The organism is Hyphomonas sp. TMED31, assembly GCF_002172815.1.
Classification (GTDB): domain Bacteria; phylum Pseudomonadota; class Alphaproteobacteria; order Caulobacterales; family Hyphomonadaceae; genus Hyphomonas; species Hyphomonas atlantica.
The window spans coordinates 1-16,373 of sequence record NZ_NHCK01000080.1 but is presented as its reverse complement, the minus strand read 5'-3'; the positions used below and the strand labels follow the sequence as shown (position 1 = coordinate 16,373).

Here is a 16,373-nt window from a genome sequence, read left to right as displayed (position 1 = left end):
CAGGCGTTCGGCATTTCCGTCGCCGCCTGTAATCGGGCTCTCAGTCCAGGCTGTAATCGGCCAGCCGTGCCCTTCCATCCAATCCGCAAAGGCATTGGCCGCTCGTTCGGTCACGTCCTGGTCAGTCACCAATCCGCCTTTGCCGATATGGTCCCGACCCACTTGAAACTGTGGTTTGAACAAACCTACGAACTCTGCGCGGTCTGCTGCGAGCGACAGCGGCAGAGCAAGTAATTTTTCAAGCGCGATAAAGCTCGCATCGCAAACCAGCAGTGACGGCGCATTGCTCAGCATTTGCGGAGTCAGCGTACGGGCATCCTGTGCCTCAAGGCTGGTGACCCTCTCATCCATTGCAAGAGATGCGTGGAACTGCCCCCGCCCGACATCGACAGCCACGACATGACACGCTCCGGCTCTCAGCAGTACATCCGTGAAGCCACCCGTGGATGCGCCGATGTCGAGACAATGCCGGCCTTCGGGATTTACGCCGAACACATCGAGCCCATGCGCGAGCTTCAACCCGCCGCGTGACACGTACGGATGTGCGGGCGCGGCAGTGATATTGTCTTCAGACGACAGGATCTGCGACGGCTTTCTGACGAGAGCACCGCCAGCGGTCACATTGCCAGCGTCAATTGCCGCGCGCGCAGCCGCCCGGCTTTCGAACAGGCCGAGGCTTACCAGCAATTTATCCGCACGATCCTTCACGTCAGGGAGCCTTCCTGCAACATGGGCGTTAGGCCTACACCAGAACTTGCAGACAGGAGACCCCCATGATCACCCGAACTGCCTTCGCCGCACTTGCCATTGCCTTGACCGCTTGTGGCCAACAGGGCGCGACCCCTCAGGAAATGCCCAAAAACGAGCCTACCCTGCCCGGCCCCGAAGACATGCCCGGTCCCGAAGACATGCCCGGTCCTGATGAGGGTGTGTACCCATCCATGATGACCGCTTCGGCTACGCTTATCGGAAGTGAAGGCAATGAGATCGGCACGGCCAACTTCCTGGATGGGCCAAATGGCGAGGTGATCCGTATTGAGCTGAACCCCGACAGTCTTAGCCCCGGCTGGCATGGACTGCATTTGCACGCCGTCGGCACCTGCGAGGATGTGGGCGAGTTCAAGGAGTCAGGCGGCCATCATGGGAAAGTCGAAGGGGCGCACGGTCTGTTGAACCCCAAAGGCCCCGAAGCTGGCGACCTCCCGAATATCTGGGTGGCAGCGGATGGATCGGCCGGGTACGAGGCGTTCACCCGCCTGACTGCGCTCGACTCCCTGCTCGATGAAGACGGCTCAGCGATCATTATCCATGCGCAGGAAGATGATCATCTCACCCAGCCCATTGGTGGCGCTGGCGCGCGCGTTGCGTGCGGCGTGATCCAGTAGTTCCGGACCCCACCCTTTTGCGACGCCGGGCCATAAACCGTCTTGGCGGTTCATTTGGCCTTGCGAAAACATGCAGTGCATTTCAGTCTGCTGCGCAAAAGGGACAAGGGAGACCATAAATGACCGGATTCACAAGACGCGCCGCCTTGCTTGGGGGCGTGGCGGCCACGACACTTGCCGCCTGCGGCCAGAAATCCAGCGGTGCACTCACACCGGCAAGCACCCCGGTCGCCGCGAAAGCGGTGCCACCTGCCGGTTGGGAAAGCGGCCTGACCATCGCGCGCCGTATTAAATCCGGAGAAACGACATCCCTCGCTGAGGTCGAGAAAGCGATTGCGCGCGCAGAGGCGGTAAATGGCGACATCAACGCCATCGCCACGGCAAGCTTCGATACAGCCCGTGCAGTGGCCGCGGATCCACTTCCTGGCCCGTTCAGCGGCGTCCCCACCTTCATGAAGGATCTGCTCGACTGGGAGGGGACTCAAACCCTGTGGGGCAGTCGCGCTTTCGTCGGAAACATCTCATCGCAGGATTCTCCCTTCGCCACTGCCTGGCGTAAGGCCGGGGTCGTGTCACTCGGCAAGTCCACCACACCTGAAATGGGGCTGACCTCGACAACCGAACCTCTGGTGACCGGTGCGACGCGCAACCCCTGGGACCTGTCCCGCATGACCGGCGGCTCCTCCGGCGGCGCTGCCGCGCTGGTCGCTGCGCGCGTGGTGCCGTTTGCGCATGCCAGCGATGGCGGCGGCTCCATCCGCATTCCAGCGTCGACTTGCGGCGTGTTCGGTCTCAAGCCTTCTCGTGGCCGGCTCGGTGCGCGCTCGGCTGCGGCGCCCCCTGTCGACATTTCAGTCAATCATGCCGTCACAATATCCGTTCAGGACTCTATCGAACTGTTCCGTGTCGCCGAGACGAATGACGGCACCTACGCTCCACTGGGAGAGATTTCAGCTCTGAACCGCCCGCTCAAGATCGGCTTCGCGCCTGATACGATCAGCGGCACGCGTGTCGCGGCCGAGACGACAGCCGCGCTTGAGGACGTTGCGCAGCTCTGTCGAGAGCTTGGCCATGAGGTACGCGACTTCTCCGTTCCTCTGGATGGCAAGGAATTCACGGACAAGTTCCTGCTTTACTGGGCCGCTGGCGCAGCGGAGTTCGCCGGGCAGGCAAGCGCCTTTTCCGGAAAGCCGGTTGGGCCGGACATTCTTGAGCCCTGGACGCTTGGACTGGTGTCGATGTACCAGTCACGGCAGGCAGAAATGCCTGAAACCATTGCCTATCTCCAGGCGTTCGAAGCCGCTTATGATGAATGGTTCAATGACATTGATGTGTTGTTGACGCCCGTCACCGGCAGCCCGGCCGTGCCGATTGGTGAGCAGGCCCCGGATGGTGACTTCGACACGGTCATGGAAAGCGTGCTCAATTTCGCTGCATTCACTGCCCCCATGAACGTGGCCGGCGCCGCCTCCATGAGTGTCCCGCTATCCTGGTCCTCCGGAAATCTGCCGATCGGTTCGATGTTCTCGGCCAAGCGTGGACAGGATGGACTATTGTTCGAACTCGCCATGCAATTGGAAATCGCCCGTCCCTGGATGTCACGCACACCACCGGTCTCCGCGCTGTAGACGCCGATGACGACGCCTGCCCCGCACCCGCCCGAATTCGCGAACGCACCGATGGTGTTTGGCTACGGATTTGCGGCGGACGGAGCGGCGACGCCATTGGAATGGTCGGATGTATTGTCCGGCCGTTTGTCGGAGTTCGCGCGCTATTGGTTGCACCTGAACAGGCTGTCACCGGATGTCCGCACCTGGCTGAAGAGCCAAAGCGGTCTGGACCATCTGTCAACAGAAGCACTTCTTCAGGAAGACACGCGTCCACGCGCCGTCCGACATGACCCGGGCTTCCTGATCAATCTGCGCGGCATGAACCTCAATGAAGGCGAAGCGCTGGAAGACATGCTTGCCCTGCGCATGTGGGCCAGCGAGACGGCGCTGATCACCTTGCGGGCCAAGCCGATCCGCGGCGCGCGCGACGTGGAAACCCTGGTGAAAGAGGGAAAAGCCCCCGCCTCAACCGGCGGACTGATCGCCGCACTGGCCGATGCTCTGACGGATCGGATGGAACCCGAGGTCTCACGTTTCGATGAGCAGGCCGATCAGTTCGAGGATGATCTGCTCGATCCATCCATCAAGCTGCCGCGCTCCACGCTGTCGGAGTTCCGACGTCGTGTTCTTCAGGTCCGGCGTTACATCCTGCCCCAGAGAGAGGCGCTGGCCCAGCTGGTGAGAGAGGGATCGCAAGCGGGCCTGTTCACTGATCATGACCTGCTATTCCTGCGGGAATCCGCTGACCGGGTGACCCGTCTGGCGGAAGAGCTCGACACGATCCGGGACCGGTCCACCGTGCTTCAGGAACAGGTCATCGAAGAACGCGCCGAAGTCATGAACCAGCGCCTGTTTGTACTTTCTATCCTGTCGGCTGTTTTTCTGCCGATCAGCTTTGTGACGGGGCTGTTCGGCGTCAATGTTGGCGGCATGCCCGGCGTGGAAAGCCCCGGCGCCTTCGCGCTGCTGGTGGTTGGACTGGCACTGGCCACCTTGCTGATGCTTGCCCTTTTCCGTTGGCGTCGCTGGATCTGACTGGCGCCCTTACGCATCAGGGCGATTATTAATCATACCTTTCGCTGAAAGCTGAAATCCCTGCAGCACCTTTGCGGGATCGCAACAATCCGCTGTTAACTATGCTGTATCGGTCGCCTTAACCGGGCGACGCCGTACCCTATTTCTGCTACACAAGCAGCCCTGTGTGAAAGTGTGAACCGTGAACCGATCCGTCAAAATTGCCATTCTGATTTTTGCCGGGCTGCTCGCCTGGTTCGTCATCCGAAGCGTGATCCGGGGCGATATCAGCACCCAGCACGAGGAACCGCGGATCGAAAAGAACACGGTCGCGCCTCAGGCGGTGACTTATGAGGCGTCCGCGCAGACCCACGGCATTCGCCTGAAGGCCAAGGGCCTGACCGCACCCGACAAATCTGTCACCGTGAAAGCGGGCACCGCAGGCAATGTGATCTCGACACCGGTGCGAGAGGGTACACATGTTTCGCGCGGCACCCTGCTCTGCGGACTGGACGTTGAGGCGCGTGCTGCACGACTGGAAGAAGCAGAAGCCCGTCGCGACGCCGCGCGCATTGATTTTGAGGCGGCTAAAACGCTGGCCGAGAAAGGCCTGGCCCCGGCCAATAACGAAGCCGCGGCCAAGGCAGCGCTGGACGCAGCTGAAGCTTCGGTCAATGCCGCGCGGGTGGAATTGTCCAAAACCCAGATCCGCGCTCCGTTCGATGGCATCTTCGAAACGCGTCTAGCCGAGGCAGGCGACTATCTCTCCCCCGGCCAACCATGTGGCACAATGGTGGACATGGACCCGGTCATCGTTGCGGTCGAAGTTGCCGAAGCGAATGCCGGCCAGCTCTCCACGGACATGACCGGCACAGCCCGTCTGCCTAGCGGACAAACCTATCCGGCCAGGCTCCGCTATGTGTCCCGCACGGCCAATGAAGGCACACGGACCTTCCTGATCGAAGCTGAACTGGACACNGGNGAAGACCCGGTCGCGGCTGGCGTCACCGCCGAATTGTTCATTCCGATGGGCGATGTCCCCGCCACACTGATTTCCCCCGGACTGCTGACCCTGTCAGACGCAGGCGACCTNGGTGTGCGCTATGTGGANGANCAGAGCATTGTGCGCTTTGCCGAAGTGAAGGTGATCGACGAGACGCCCGAAGGCGCATGGGTCACCGGNCTGCCNTCTCCGGCTCGCTTGATNTCGATTGGTCAGGACTATCTGGCTGAAGGCGTCGAGGTGCGGCCCGTACCACAGGGTGGAGCGCAGCCATGACCCGCATTGTAGAAGGTGCCATCGGCCGCGCCAGGATGGTCCTGTCCATCCTGATCTGCGCGATCATTGCCGGTACGGCCACCTATGTCGGCCTGCCCAAGGAAGCCGACCCGGATATTCCGATTCCGTTCGTCGGCATCACCGTGCCTCTGGCAGGCGTGACGCCGGAAGATGCAGAGCGCCTGCTCGTCAAACCGATTGAGCAGGAGATCCAGTCTCTTGAAGGCCTGAAATCTTTTATCGGCATCGGGGCCGAGGGTGCTGGCCAGTTGATTCTGGAGTTCGAAATCGATTCCGACATCGATCAGGCAGTGCTGGACGTGAAGGACAAGGTAGACCTCGCCAAACGTTTCTTCCCGGATGATGCGCGTGANCCGATCATTACCGAAGTCAACGCTTCCCAATTCCCCATCATGGTGGTGAATTTGTTCGGCCAAGCCCCAGAGCGCGGCCTGAACGATATTGCTGAAACGCTTCAAGACTTGCTGGAACGCAACCCCGGCGTGCTGGAAGCGACCATTATCGGCCAGCGCGAAGACGTGCTGGAAATCGTCGTCGATCCGGTGAAGCTGGAAACCTACAACCTGTCCTATCAGGATATCTACGCNGTCGTTTCGGCCAACAACCAGCTTGTACCGGCTGGCCAGATTGATACGGGCGAAGGCAGCTTTGCGGTGAAAGTCCCCGGCCTGATCCGCACGGCNCAGGACGCGCTGAACCTGCCGGTNAAACGCTCTGAGAACGCAACAGTGACCTTGTCAGATGTCGCCGAAATTCGCCGTACGTACAAGGACGCGACCGGCTACGCCACATTCAATGGTGAGCCGTCGCTGCAGCTTCAGATCGTCAAACGCTCCGGCGCCAACATTCTCGATACCGCCAATTTCGTCCGCGACACGGTAGAGGCCCAGAAGGNAAGCTGGCCCAATACCGTAGACGTGCGCATCACGTCAGACGCGTCAGAACTCATCGGCGACCAGCTCGGACAGCTGCAGAATTCTATCATTACCGCAGTCGTTCTCGTGATGATCATCTGTGTGGCAGCNCTGGGTTTGCGCTCTGCGCTGCTTGTCGGAATTTCGATCCCAGCCTCATTTGTCATGGCCTTCCTGCTGCTCGGCGCNTTTGGCTACACAATCAACATGATGGTNATGTTCGGCATGGTCATCGCCGTGGGTATCCTCGTGGATGGCGCNATNGTNGTNACCGAATATGCCGACNGGAAAATGGCGGAAGGGNTGNACCGNAANCGCGCCTATGCCATGGCCGGCATGCGCATGTTCTGGCCNGTNGTNGCNTCNACNGCCACNACNCTNGCCGCCTTCATCCCNTTCCTGTTCTGGAATTCGATGCCNGGCAAATTCATGGCCTATCTGCCNATCACGCTGATCTTCGTGCTCTCGGCCTCGCTGGTCATGGCGCTGATCTTCTTGCCGGTGCTCGGCTCCGTCATTGGCGCGCGTCCGGGCGGCAAGGATGAAAGCCTCGCCGCGCTCGCTGCGGATGCCGATCCGGCGTCGGCCACCGGTTGGCTCGGCGGCTATGTGCGGATCGTACAATCGCTCATCGCCAGACCGCTCGCTGTCACCGGCGTCGCAATTGTCAGCGTGATTGCAATCTTCATGTGGTTCGGCTCAACCGAGCACAAATCGGAACTGTTTCTGGATGTCGAACCTGAACAGGCTTTTGTCTTTGTTCAGGCGCAAGGCAGTCTCTCGACGGCCGAACAGCTCTCCCTGGTCAAACGCGCCGAAGCAGCCATCACCGGTATGGACGGCGTACAGGACATTTCGACCGAGGCAGGAAGTTCCGGTCAGGCGATTTTCTCGCCAGATGGATCGTCCAGCAAGCCAATTGATACGGTCGGCCAATTGCTGATCGACCTCGCCACAGCAGACGGCGTGCACAATGGCCGTCGCACCTTGGCAAATATCCGTGATCGGTTGAGCGAAGTGCCCGGCCTGCGATTTGAAATCGCCGCGCGTGAGCAAGGTCCGCCCTCCGGCAAGGACGTGCAGATCGCCCTGCTCTCTGAAGATGCAGCCGCGCTGAACTCAACGGCACAATTGATCCGCGAGCATCTCGATTCCCGCGCAGACCTTCGGGAAGTCGAAGATACGCGTCCCCTGCCCGGCATTGAATATCAGCTGGAGGTCGACCGTGCCGAAGCTGGTAAGTATGGGCTCGACATCAGCCAGGTTGGCGCAGCAGTTCAGTTGATCACCGAAGGTGTGCTGGTCGGCAGGTACCGCCCGGATGATGCGCAGGACGAAGTCGACATTCGTGTACGTTTTCCACAGTCTGACCGGAGCGCCAGCGCGATTGATGATCTGCGCATCGCCACGCCGCGCGGGAATGTTCCGCTTTCCCTGTTCGTGGAACGTGTGCCTGCTCCACGGGTCAGTCAGATCACTCGCCGCGATGGCGCACGCGTGATCGACGTTCGAGCCAATACGGTCGAGCAAGGCGCCGGCGCAGGCATCGTCGAGGAACTGAAGGTCTGGATCGCCAATCAGGATATTCCGTCCACAGTCGAGGTTCGCTTCGAGGGAGCGGACGAAGATGCCGCAGACGCCGCCGCCTTTTTCCAGGGGGCCCTGCTGGCCATGCTGTTCATGATGGCCATCATCCTGCTTTGGGAGTTCAATAATTTCTGGCAGGTCTTCCTGACCCTGACGGCTGTCATCATGTCGACGGCGGGTGTCGTGGTCGGCATCCAGCTTATCCTGCCATATGTCTCACAGCTGATGATCGGCACGGGAATCGTGGCGCTTGCAGGTATCGTGGTGAATAACAANATCGTGCTGATCGATACATACAATCGCCTGCTCAGCGATGGCCGGACGCCTGAAGAAGCCGCGGTTGCGACAGCGGCCCAACGTATCCGCCCGATCTTGCTGACGACCGGCACGACGATCTGTGGCCTGTTGCCCATGATCATCCAGATGAACGTCAACTTCTTTGAAGGCTCGATCAATTTTGGAGGAGCAAGCTCCGAATGGTGGGTTCAGCTCGCCACGGCGGTTGTGTTTGGCCTTGGTTTCTCAACCATCATGATCTTGCTGGTGACACCGGTCTGGCTGCTCGCTCCGCACCGCATCGTTCGCTGGGCGGGCCGGNTGAAGGATCGTGTACGCGGCAAGCGTGAAGCCAAGCGCGCGGTCTCACAATCTTCCTCGGGCACGGCCAATGAGAACGACCCCGTCGACCGCTCCCTGCCCGCGGCGGAATAGGGTCCTGATGACCGGCAGATGAACGCGCCATTCGGATTGCGTTCGCNCGCCACATGTAACACCTGTCCCTGCAGCGCCGGGTATGCCTCGCCAGTCCTCCGGGACCAGCGCATCCACCCATCGCGCTTGTCGAGGCCGGCCTGCCTTCCCTTACCCCCCTGAACAGGCCCCCGGTTGCTGCAAATCCCTGATCTTGGAAATCNCNTACCTATCCGGTGAGCGGCCCGCCNGGCTGGATCGCGGCCTGTTTCGATTTCTCCGCTTCGGCGCGAAATTTNTGCGGGTGCGCCATGGAGGGAAAGGTGATGTGGGTTTCACCGCGGCCATGAATCGAGAGCCTTCCAAACCCGAAGATGCGNCCAAGAATNCCCTGCTTCAANGTGCTGCCTTCAATCGCGTCCAGCGCAATTTCATTCACATCNGCTGACCACAGCCCGGTCTTCATCACAACACGACGGTCGGTCACGACGAACTCGGTTGTGTTCAGATGGATCATCTTCGCGATGAAATAGACGATTCCGACAATCAGAATGCCAAANACNACNAGCATCAGCCAGGCCTTGGCATGCTCAAACCAATGAAACGCGCCGCGATGGCGAAGTATCTCGCCCTCATAGAGATGCTTCTCGATGTATCCGGCCATGTGCGCCTCACCGCTGCCCCGCATNCATCCAATTCCGAATAGACGGCGCGGTCAACCGTCAGACAGGCTGAACGAAGGTGGCGATCACTTTCTTCCGACCAGACTTTTCGAAGTCCACCGTCAGCTTGTTGCCTTCTGTATGGGCGACACGGCCATAGCCGAATTTGTCGTGNAAGATGCGCGTGCCGACCTTGAACCCGGACGGGCCGCCAGANGTGGCCGACANATTGGTNGCNTCNCGTGGNGGGCGNGTNTCGAANTTGCCCGCATTCTCCTTCAGGCGTTGCCAGCCGGGGCTTTTGTAATTCGAGCGCTCCCCCAGATCTTCGACCGTCCCGGTAAATCNGGTATCGCCTCCGGGAATACCGGAATAGCCCGTTTCAGACACCGCCTCGACATGTTCNTGGGGCAGTTCGTCCACGAACCGGCTCGGCAGCACGCTTTGCCAGCGGCCATAGATCTGCCGGTTCGCGACAAAAGAGATATAGGCATGCTGGCGGGCGCGCGTGATGCCGACATAGGCAAGACGGCGTTCNTCNTCGAGGCCCTTCATCCCGCTTTCATCCAGGCTGCGGCGTGATGGAAAAACCTCCTCCTCCCAACCTGGCAGGAACACGACCGGCCATTCCAGGCCCTTCGCGCCATGCAGNGTCAGGATCTGGACCTGGTCTTCCCCTGCCCCGCCCGTCGAAGCATCCATGACAAGCTCGATATGCTCCAGGAANCCGGCCAGCGAGTCGAACTCGCCCATGGCACGTACCAATTCCTTGAGGTTGTCCAGCCGCGTCTGCGCCTGAGGGCTGCGATCCTTCTGCAGCATGTCCGTATAGCCGGATTCCTCCAGAATCGTCTCGGCGAGCTCTGTATGCGGCATGCCGTTGGTCAGCTTGTCACGCCACAGATTGATCTGGTCGATGAACTGGGTCAGGCCGCGCTTTGCGCCACCTTTGATTTCGTCAGTCTGCAACACCATGGGCGTGAGCACGAACAGGCTGCGCCCATCCTCACGCGCATAGGATTGCAACTTGGCCAGAGACGTATTTCCGATGCCGCGCTTGGGCTGGTTCACCACGCGCTCGAACGCAAGATCATCATCCGGTGAGCGGATCAGGCGCAGATAGGCCAACGCATCGCGGATCTCGGCGCGTTCGAAAAAGCGCGGCCCGCCAATCACGCGGTATGGAATGCCCAGCATGATAAAGCGTTCTTCAAACGCCCGCATTTGCCAGGATGCGCGTACCAGTACAGCGCAATCCTCATGGCTTCCACCTTTGGACACCCAGCTTTCGATGTCGTCGGCAATCAGGCGGCTCTCGGCCTCTCCATCCCACAGGCCGCGCACCTTCACCTTGGAGGCGTCAATGTCGTCGATCGCATTGTCATCGCCCACATAGAGCGTCTTGCCGAGACGGCTCTTATTATGGCTGATGACGGATGAAGCCGCCGCAAGGATATGCTTGGTTGAGCGATAGTTCTTTTCCAGCCGGATGACATGCGCGCCGGGAAAATCCTTCTCGAAGCGGAGGATATTGTCCACTTCCGCACCGCGCCAGCCATAGATCGACTGGTCATCATCGCCAACACAACAGATGTTCTGTGACCCCTGTGCCAGCAGGCGCAGCCACAGATACTGCGCAACGTTCGTATCCTGATATTCGTCAACCAGGATATAGCGGAACTTGTCGTGATACTCTTTCAACAGGTCCGGATTGTTCTGGAAGATCTGGATGTTGTGGATCAGCAGGTCGCCGAAATCACACGCGTTCAGAACTTTCAGGCGTGCCTGATAGATCTGGTAACAGGTGATGCCCTTGCCGTCGGCAAACTGGTGCGCCTCTTCCGGTGGCACCTTGTTCGGTACCAGAGCGCGGTTCTTCCAGCCATCGATCAGGCTGGCCAGATAGCGCGGTGTCCAGCGCTTGGGGTCAATGTTCTCAGCCTGGATAATCTGTTTGCACAAACGGATCTGGTCATCGGTGTCGATGATGGTGAAGGTGGATTTCAGGCCCGCCAACTCGGCATGCTTGCGCAGGATCTGCGCGCTGATCGAGTGGAATGTGCCGAGCCAGCGAAGGCCTTCGCCTGCCTCTCCCAACATGGACAGGGCCCGCTCGCGCATTTCCCGTGCGGCCTTGTTGGTAAAGGTCACGGTCAGCGTCTGCGACGGCCAGGCCAGCCGCGTGCCAATGATGTGTGCGAGGCGCGTGGTCAGCACGCGCGTCTTGCCCGTGCCCGCGCCAGCCAGCACCAGCAATGGCCCTTCAGTCGTCAGCACGGCTTCGCGCTGCTCTGGGTTCAGGCCATCAAGATACTCCGCCTCGCTCTTGGCTGCGGGCGGCTTGGCAGAGGCCATCTGCGAAATGGACATACGATTCGGATTGGAACTCATGGCGAACATATAGCACCGAATGCCCTGTTGGGCAGGGCTTGTGGCGCAGATCACTGTTCACCGACAGCATCAAAAAACCCTGCAAGGACGCGTCAGGTGTGCGGGACGCGGCCTCACAGGGCTAAGCAAGATGCTGGTGTGAGGGCATCTTACCTTGGGTGTGAGCAGAGCCCACGAGAGTAGGGGAAATCAAGCATCCGCACGAGCGACATCGAAACCCGCAGGTTCCGAGCGCAGACGAAGAAAATGCGTGTACGGGTCCCCCGCAAAACTTCGTCATCAAATTGTGCCGGATGGCTCTTTTATGTCCCCACCATCCAGACGAAGAACTTACCCGGGAGAGCGTTTCCTCGTCTGGTTAATGAGAACCATTCCCTGCCCTCAGATGCAAGAAAAATCGACCTATGATAGCGTCGCGAGGCTCGCTGCATCATAATCAGTCAATTCCTCTGTACGTCCTTCATGAATCTTGCGCGCCCATGCCGGGTCCTGCAGCAGGGCGCGACCAACGGCGACAAGATCAAACTCGTCCCGAGCGAGGCGTTCTTCCAGATCATCCAGTGACCGCGTGCCGGACCCTTCGCCCTGGAATGCCTTGATGAAATCACCTGACAGGCCAACAGACCCGACCGTAATGGTTGGGAGGCCCGTCAGTTTCTTGGCCCAGCCCGCGCCATTGAGGCCATTCTCGCCGTCGATTTCGGGGAATTCCGGNTCCCAATAGCGGCGCTGAGAAGCATGGAGCACGTCCACACCAGCATCCACGAACACTTTCAGGAAGGCCTCAAGATCGTCNGGTGTNGTGGCGAGACGCGCGCCGTAATCCTGTTGTTTCCACTGGGAATAGCGCAAGATCACCGGGAAGTCCGGCGACACGCGCTTGCGGATTTCCTTCAGGATATCCGATGCAAAGCTCGCGCGCTCCACAAGGGACGTTCCGCCGAACTTGTCATCACGCTGGTTCATCGCATCCCAGAAGAACTGGTCGATCAGATAACCATGCGCGCCATGAACTTCGACACAGTCAAAGCCCAGCTTTTCAGCTTCGGCGGCGGCGTCCGCATAGGCGAGGACCATATCGTCAATTTCTGCGGAGGTCGGCGCGTCGATAACCTGCTTGCCGGTATGCGTCATACCTGACGGACTATCCGTCGGGGCGTCAGGATTCGGCCCGCTGCCAACTTTGCGGACCATGCCCATATGCCAGATCTGCGGCGCGATCTTGCCGCCCTTGGCGTGGACTTTCTCGACAACATTCTTCCATCCAGCCAGCGAGTCCGCCTCATGGAAATTCGGCACGTTCGGATCGTTGGACGCGCCCCCCCGGCGGATCGTGGTGCCCTCGGTCAGAATCAAGCCAACTTCGTTTTCTGCGCGGCGCGCATAGTAGCCGGCCACATCGTCGCCCGGAACGCCGTTCGGAGATTTCGACCGCGTCATCGGGGCCATAACGATCCGGTTCGGCAGGTCGAGAGATTTGATCTTGAATGGGGTGAACAGTGAACTTGTCATTTAGGGCTCCATCAATGTTGCGAGACAGGTGGCCGCGCCCTCCCCTCGCGTCAAGAATTTACGCAGCGCAAAGACAGACATTGCATGGTTCAGTGTCTGTTCAGTATCTCTGAACCCTACTGACTTGAAACTGTTGAAAGCTCGCCACATGAGACACGCCCTGCTCCTTCTGTTTCCCGTTCTGGCTGCAGCCTGCGCAACGCCCGGATATGACTATCAAGCCCGGATGGCGCCGACCTTTCCGCAAGCAGCCGAGTATCGGGACGTATTGGTCGGAGAGTTCCGGGGACCAGCTGGATATGTTGCGGAGGAAGAGTTCGCCGCAATGCTCGACCAGATCGTGATCGACGGGGAGTATTGGTTCACAGACCCCTATGGAGAGCCCGCGGGGACCTATCAGGGACGTGTCGACATTGACTCCTGGGAGGCTGAAACCCGGTTCGAACGCAAGAAGCGATGCGTTGAGTATGACGGCCTGTTCGATTGCGAACGCCGCGCTGTCGTGGAAACCGAATGCCGCGAAGAGACGGTTGAAGTGGTGGTTACAGCTGAACTGATCGATCACCGCACGGGACGTCTTGTCCTGCGGCAGGAACAGCTCGGCGGGGCCAGCCGCGAAAGCTGTGTCGACATTGCCGAGTATCCCTACAATGGCGAGGAATTGGGAGTGTGGGGCGAGCCACGCTATTCGAGCTACGATCCCTACAATGCCCCAATCGGTATGGTAGAGGACGCAACGATTGAAGCCGTCCACCGCTTCCGCAATGACATTGCGCCCTACTACCAGACAATGCGCGCGGAAATCATGACAGAGGGCCTGACTCCTGAAGCGCAGAATGACCCTCGCTTCGCCGCCGCGGTGAAGGCGACAAAGGACGGCAATTTCCTCGGAGCGTGTGCACAATGGGACGAGCTGGGCCGCGAATGGACACAGTCACCCTCCATCCTCCACAATCTGGGTGCCTGCGCCGAGGCGCGCGGGGATATGGCCACAGCGCAGATGCGCTATGCCCGCGCGGCTGAGCTCGCCCAAGCCATCCCACTTCTGGAGGACAAGAAGGCCAAGTCCATCTTCACCGCTCTGGAGCGCGTCTCGGGCCGACGCATGGATGATCAGTTGATCAATTCCATCCTCCACCCGGAAGAGAGCGCGCCGGAAAGCTGATTGCGGATCAGAGCCCGATCAGGCTGGTCAAAGGCACACCGGCGTCATTTGCTTCGGCGATGATGGCCCAGGTGATGCCGGCGGCGAAAGCGATGGTTGCAATCGCCAGTTTTCCAATAATCCGTCCCATTATGTCCTCCCGCTTTGAAACAAAGTCAGGAGTGAGGGTGCAAATCAGGGGCCGGTTCGTAACCGCTGATTAACCACGATCTTCCGGATCATCCTGAAGGCGGTGGCCGTCAGCCTGCTCGCGGGCCTTGTCGGCGCGCACCTTGTCCAGCGACTTCTCCGCTTTCGTGCGGCCGAACTTGGCGCGGTTTTCTTTTGCGCGCTGATCTTTCTCGGCCCTGGCTTTGGCCTTTCGGAACTTGTTCAGATTGATCGGCTCAGCCATCATTCACGTCCTCGAATGCGGACAAGCGCGCCTCAAGACCCGCCTTCACCGCAGGCCATTCCCGCGCCAGCACGGAGAACACCACGGTNGTGCGCACAAATCCATCCGGAAGGATGCGATTGTCCCGCAGCACGCCTTCCTGAGTTGCGCCGAGCTTCATAACGGCAGCACGCGACCGCAAATTGCGTTCATCCACATTGAAGTAGACGCGGATGGCCCCCTGCCCGAAAGCATGAGACAACAGCAAATGCTTGCAGGCGGGATTNGTCGCTCCGCCCTGAAACTCCGGCGCGTAGATCGTCATGCCGATTTCGACATTTCGCGACGCGGCATCCGGGTTCAGATAAGCGCTCATCCCCACAAAGCGTCCATCGGACGCNAGCACGGCGAACGGCACCAACGTACCTGCCTCNGTGCGCTTGCGGATAGACTTCACCCAATCCGAAATCCAGTCGCCCGGTGGATTGAAGAACGGCCAGGTTGCTAACCGCTGTCCAGAGCGCTCCGCCATGTCCCGCAGNGCTTCGGCATGCCCACCTATCTCGAACGGAACGAGGCGTACGAACTCATTCTGAAGCGTAACAGGTTCTATCAGCAACAGGACCTGCCTTTAGTCTTCGCCGTGNGTTTCGCGCCACTGCTCCATCGCCAGTGAGATGGCGAAGGTTTCCCGGTATTTCGGGCTGGAGGCCGGGCGCGGCGCCTTTGCAGAGGTGAGCGCCATGATCTCGGCCAGCTTGTTGTGCGCTGCGCCCGCCTGCCCCGCACCGATATAGGCGTGCAGNTCGACCANTGCAGACGACAGCGGGTCGTGTGCCCGGATCACGAAATAGGGTTCGTCATCGGCCAGCTTGTTCAGAATATCGAACTGGGACGGGTTGGATTTCGATCCGACGGGAGCGTTTGCCATGAGCACGGCCTTTCTTGGCGGGAANTGATTCTCTATCGCGCAGTCTAGACACCGCCGCGCTGTCCGCCAGCCCTCACCGCACCGACTCTGCTATCGGGGTCTGCCGCCGATAGGCGCTCGGAGTCATNCCGGTATGCGCCTTGAANGCGCGNTTGAATGGACCGATGGAGCCAAAGCCACAATCCATCGCAATAGACAGAATNGGCTGGTCCGCCAGATCCGGCTGCAACAGCTGGTCGCAGGCTTCCTGAATTCGATACGAATTGATCAACTGGTTGAAGTTCGCGAAGCCGAGATCCGACACAATGCACTGGCTGACCTTGTAGTCAGGCGTTCGCAGGCGCAAAGCGGCGTCGGCCACTTTGATATTCGGTTCCAGATAAATCCGGTCGACCTCAAGCAAAGTTGTCAGCCGCGCCGCCAGAGCCGGATCGCACGGCACGCTGCGGCTACGATCTGTCTTGCGCGTCTTGCTGACTTCCAGAGGGTTACGACGCCGATACAGCACAGCAAGGCTNGCCCCCATCAGGGCTAGCGACGCCGCAAAAATGCGAAACTCGTCTTGCCANGCGTCCAGTCCCGGCTGGTCNGCNAGCANNGANACNGTGACNAGCCCGGCATATCCGCCAGCAAAGCTCAGGCGAAATCTTCGCTCCGANGCTGACGCGTTCATCCCGTCAATCGCTTCTACAAANGTCATCAGCAGCATGGCTGACCCGATCAAGGATTTCATGCTGGCGACGACCCCCAAAATGCCACCGACGTGGGATTCCGGGGCCAGATAGTTGATCAGACATGTCAGATAGAGAACACCAACGACCAGCGCGGGCCAGGCCTTA

General features: G+C 59.7%; 15 protein-coding genes. 6 read left to right on the top strand and 9 right to left on the bottom strand.

The window, feature by feature from the left end; translation table 11 throughout:
• On the bottom strand, positions 1–708 hold a 708-nt coding region (locus CBB91_RS12015; protein WP_273014211.1), incomplete at its 3' end, for a TlyA family RNA methyltransferase.
• Positions 709–773: 65 nt separating this feature from the next.
• On the opposite strand from CBB91_RS12015, the gene CBB91_RS12010 reads away from it, so the two are divergent.
• From CBB91_RS12010 to CBB91_RS11990, 5 genes are all read left to right on the top strand, one after another.
• A complete protein-coding gene (locus CBB91_RS12010; protein ID WP_273014210.1) occupies positions 774–1,385 on the top strand; it encodes a superoxide dismutase family protein in 612 nt (203 codons plus the stop codon).
• Positions 1,386–1,504: 119 nt separating this feature from the next.
• Positions 1,505–3,013, top strand: coding sequence for an amidase family protein (locus CBB91_RS12005; protein WP_273014209.1), 1,509 nt, complete (start codon positions 1,505–1,507; stop codon positions 3,011–3,013).
• Positions 3,014–3,019: 6 nt separating this feature from the next.
• On the top strand, positions 3,020–4,030 hold the full coding sequence (locus CBB91_RS12000; protein WP_273014208.1) for a zinc transporter ZntB: 1,011 nt from the start codon (positions 3,020–3,022) through the stop codon (positions 4,028–4,030).
• Positions 4,031–4,211: 181 nt separating this feature from the next.
• Entirely contained in the window at positions 4,212–5,288 is a 1,077-nt protein-coding gene (locus tag CBB91_RS11995) for an efflux RND transporter periplasmic adaptor subunit (protein ID WP_273014207.1), read from the top strand.
• Positions 5,285–8,521, top strand: a complete 3,237-nt coding sequence (locus CBB91_RS11990; protein WP_273014206.1) for an efflux RND transporter permease subunit — start codon at positions 5,285–5,287, stop codon at positions 8,519–8,521. The genes CBB91_RS11995 and CBB91_RS11990 overlap by 4 nt, the downstream gene beginning before the upstream one ends.
• 208 nt (positions 8,522–8,729) lie before the next feature.
• Here CBB91_RS11990 and CBB91_RS11985 read toward each other — a convergent pair whose 3' ends face one another.
• The 3 genes from CBB91_RS11985 to CBB91_RS11975 all read right to left on the bottom strand — a co-directional run bounded on the left by CBB91_RS11985 (position 8,730) and on the right by CBB91_RS11975 (position 13,065).
• On the bottom strand, positions 8,730–9,164 hold the full coding sequence (locus CBB91_RS11985; RefSeq protein WP_273014205.1) for a PH domain-containing protein: 435 nt from the start codon (positions 9,162–9,164) through the stop codon (positions 8,730–8,732).
• A 58-nt stretch (positions 9,165–9,222) separates the two neighbouring features.
• Complete coding sequence (locus tag CBB91_RS11980; RefSeq protein WP_345906864.1) at positions 9,223–11,562, bottom strand: UvrD-helicase domain-containing protein; 2,340 nt, start codon at positions 11,560–11,562, stop codon at positions 9,223–9,225.
• 393 nt (positions 11,563–11,955) lie between these two features.
• Positions 11,956–13,065, bottom strand: coding sequence for an NADH:flavin oxidoreductase (locus CBB91_RS11975; RefSeq protein ID WP_273014203.1), 1,110 nt, complete (start codon positions 13,063–13,065; stop codon positions 11,956–11,958).
• A gap of 148 nt (positions 13,066–13,213) precedes the next feature.
• Between CBB91_RS11975 and CBB91_RS11970 the strand changes: the two genes are divergently transcribed.
• Positions 13,214–14,230, top strand: a complete 1,017-nt coding sequence (locus tag CBB91_RS11970; protein WP_273014202.1) for a hypothetical protein — start codon at positions 13,214–13,216, stop codon at positions 14,228–14,230.
• Positions 14,231–14,237: 7 nt separating this feature from the next.
• On the opposite strand, the gene CBB91_RS11965 is transcribed toward CBB91_RS11970, so the two are convergent.
• The 5 genes from CBB91_RS11965 to CBB91_RS11945 all read right to left on the bottom strand — a co-directional run.
• Positions 14,238–14,360: a hypothetical protein gene (locus CBB91_RS11965; protein WP_272983391.1), complete on the bottom strand. Its 123-nt coding sequence runs from the start codon at positions 14,358–14,360 to the stop codon at positions 14,238–14,240.
• Between the two features lie 69 nt (positions 14,361–14,429).
• Entirely contained in the window at positions 14,430–14,624 is a 195-nt protein-coding gene (locus CBB91_RS11960; protein WP_273014201.1) for a DUF4169 family protein, read from the bottom strand.
• A complete protein-coding gene (locus CBB91_RS11955; protein WP_273014200.1) occupies positions 14,617–15,222 on the bottom strand; it encodes a GNAT family protein in 606 nt (201 codons plus the stop codon). Before CBB91_RS11955 ends, CBB91_RS11960 begins: the two co-directional genes overlap by 8 nt.
• 12 nt (positions 15,223–15,234) lie before the next feature.
• On the bottom strand, positions 15,235–15,534 hold the full coding sequence (locus CBB91_RS11950) for an aspartate decarboxylase (RefSeq protein ID WP_273014199.1): 300 nt from the start codon (positions 15,532–15,534) through the stop codon (positions 15,235–15,237).
• 73 nt (positions 15,535–15,607) lie between these two features.
• On the bottom strand, positions 15,608–16,373 hold a 766-nt coding region (locus tag CBB91_RS11945; protein ID WP_273014198.1), incomplete at its 5' end, for a helix-turn-helix domain-containing protein.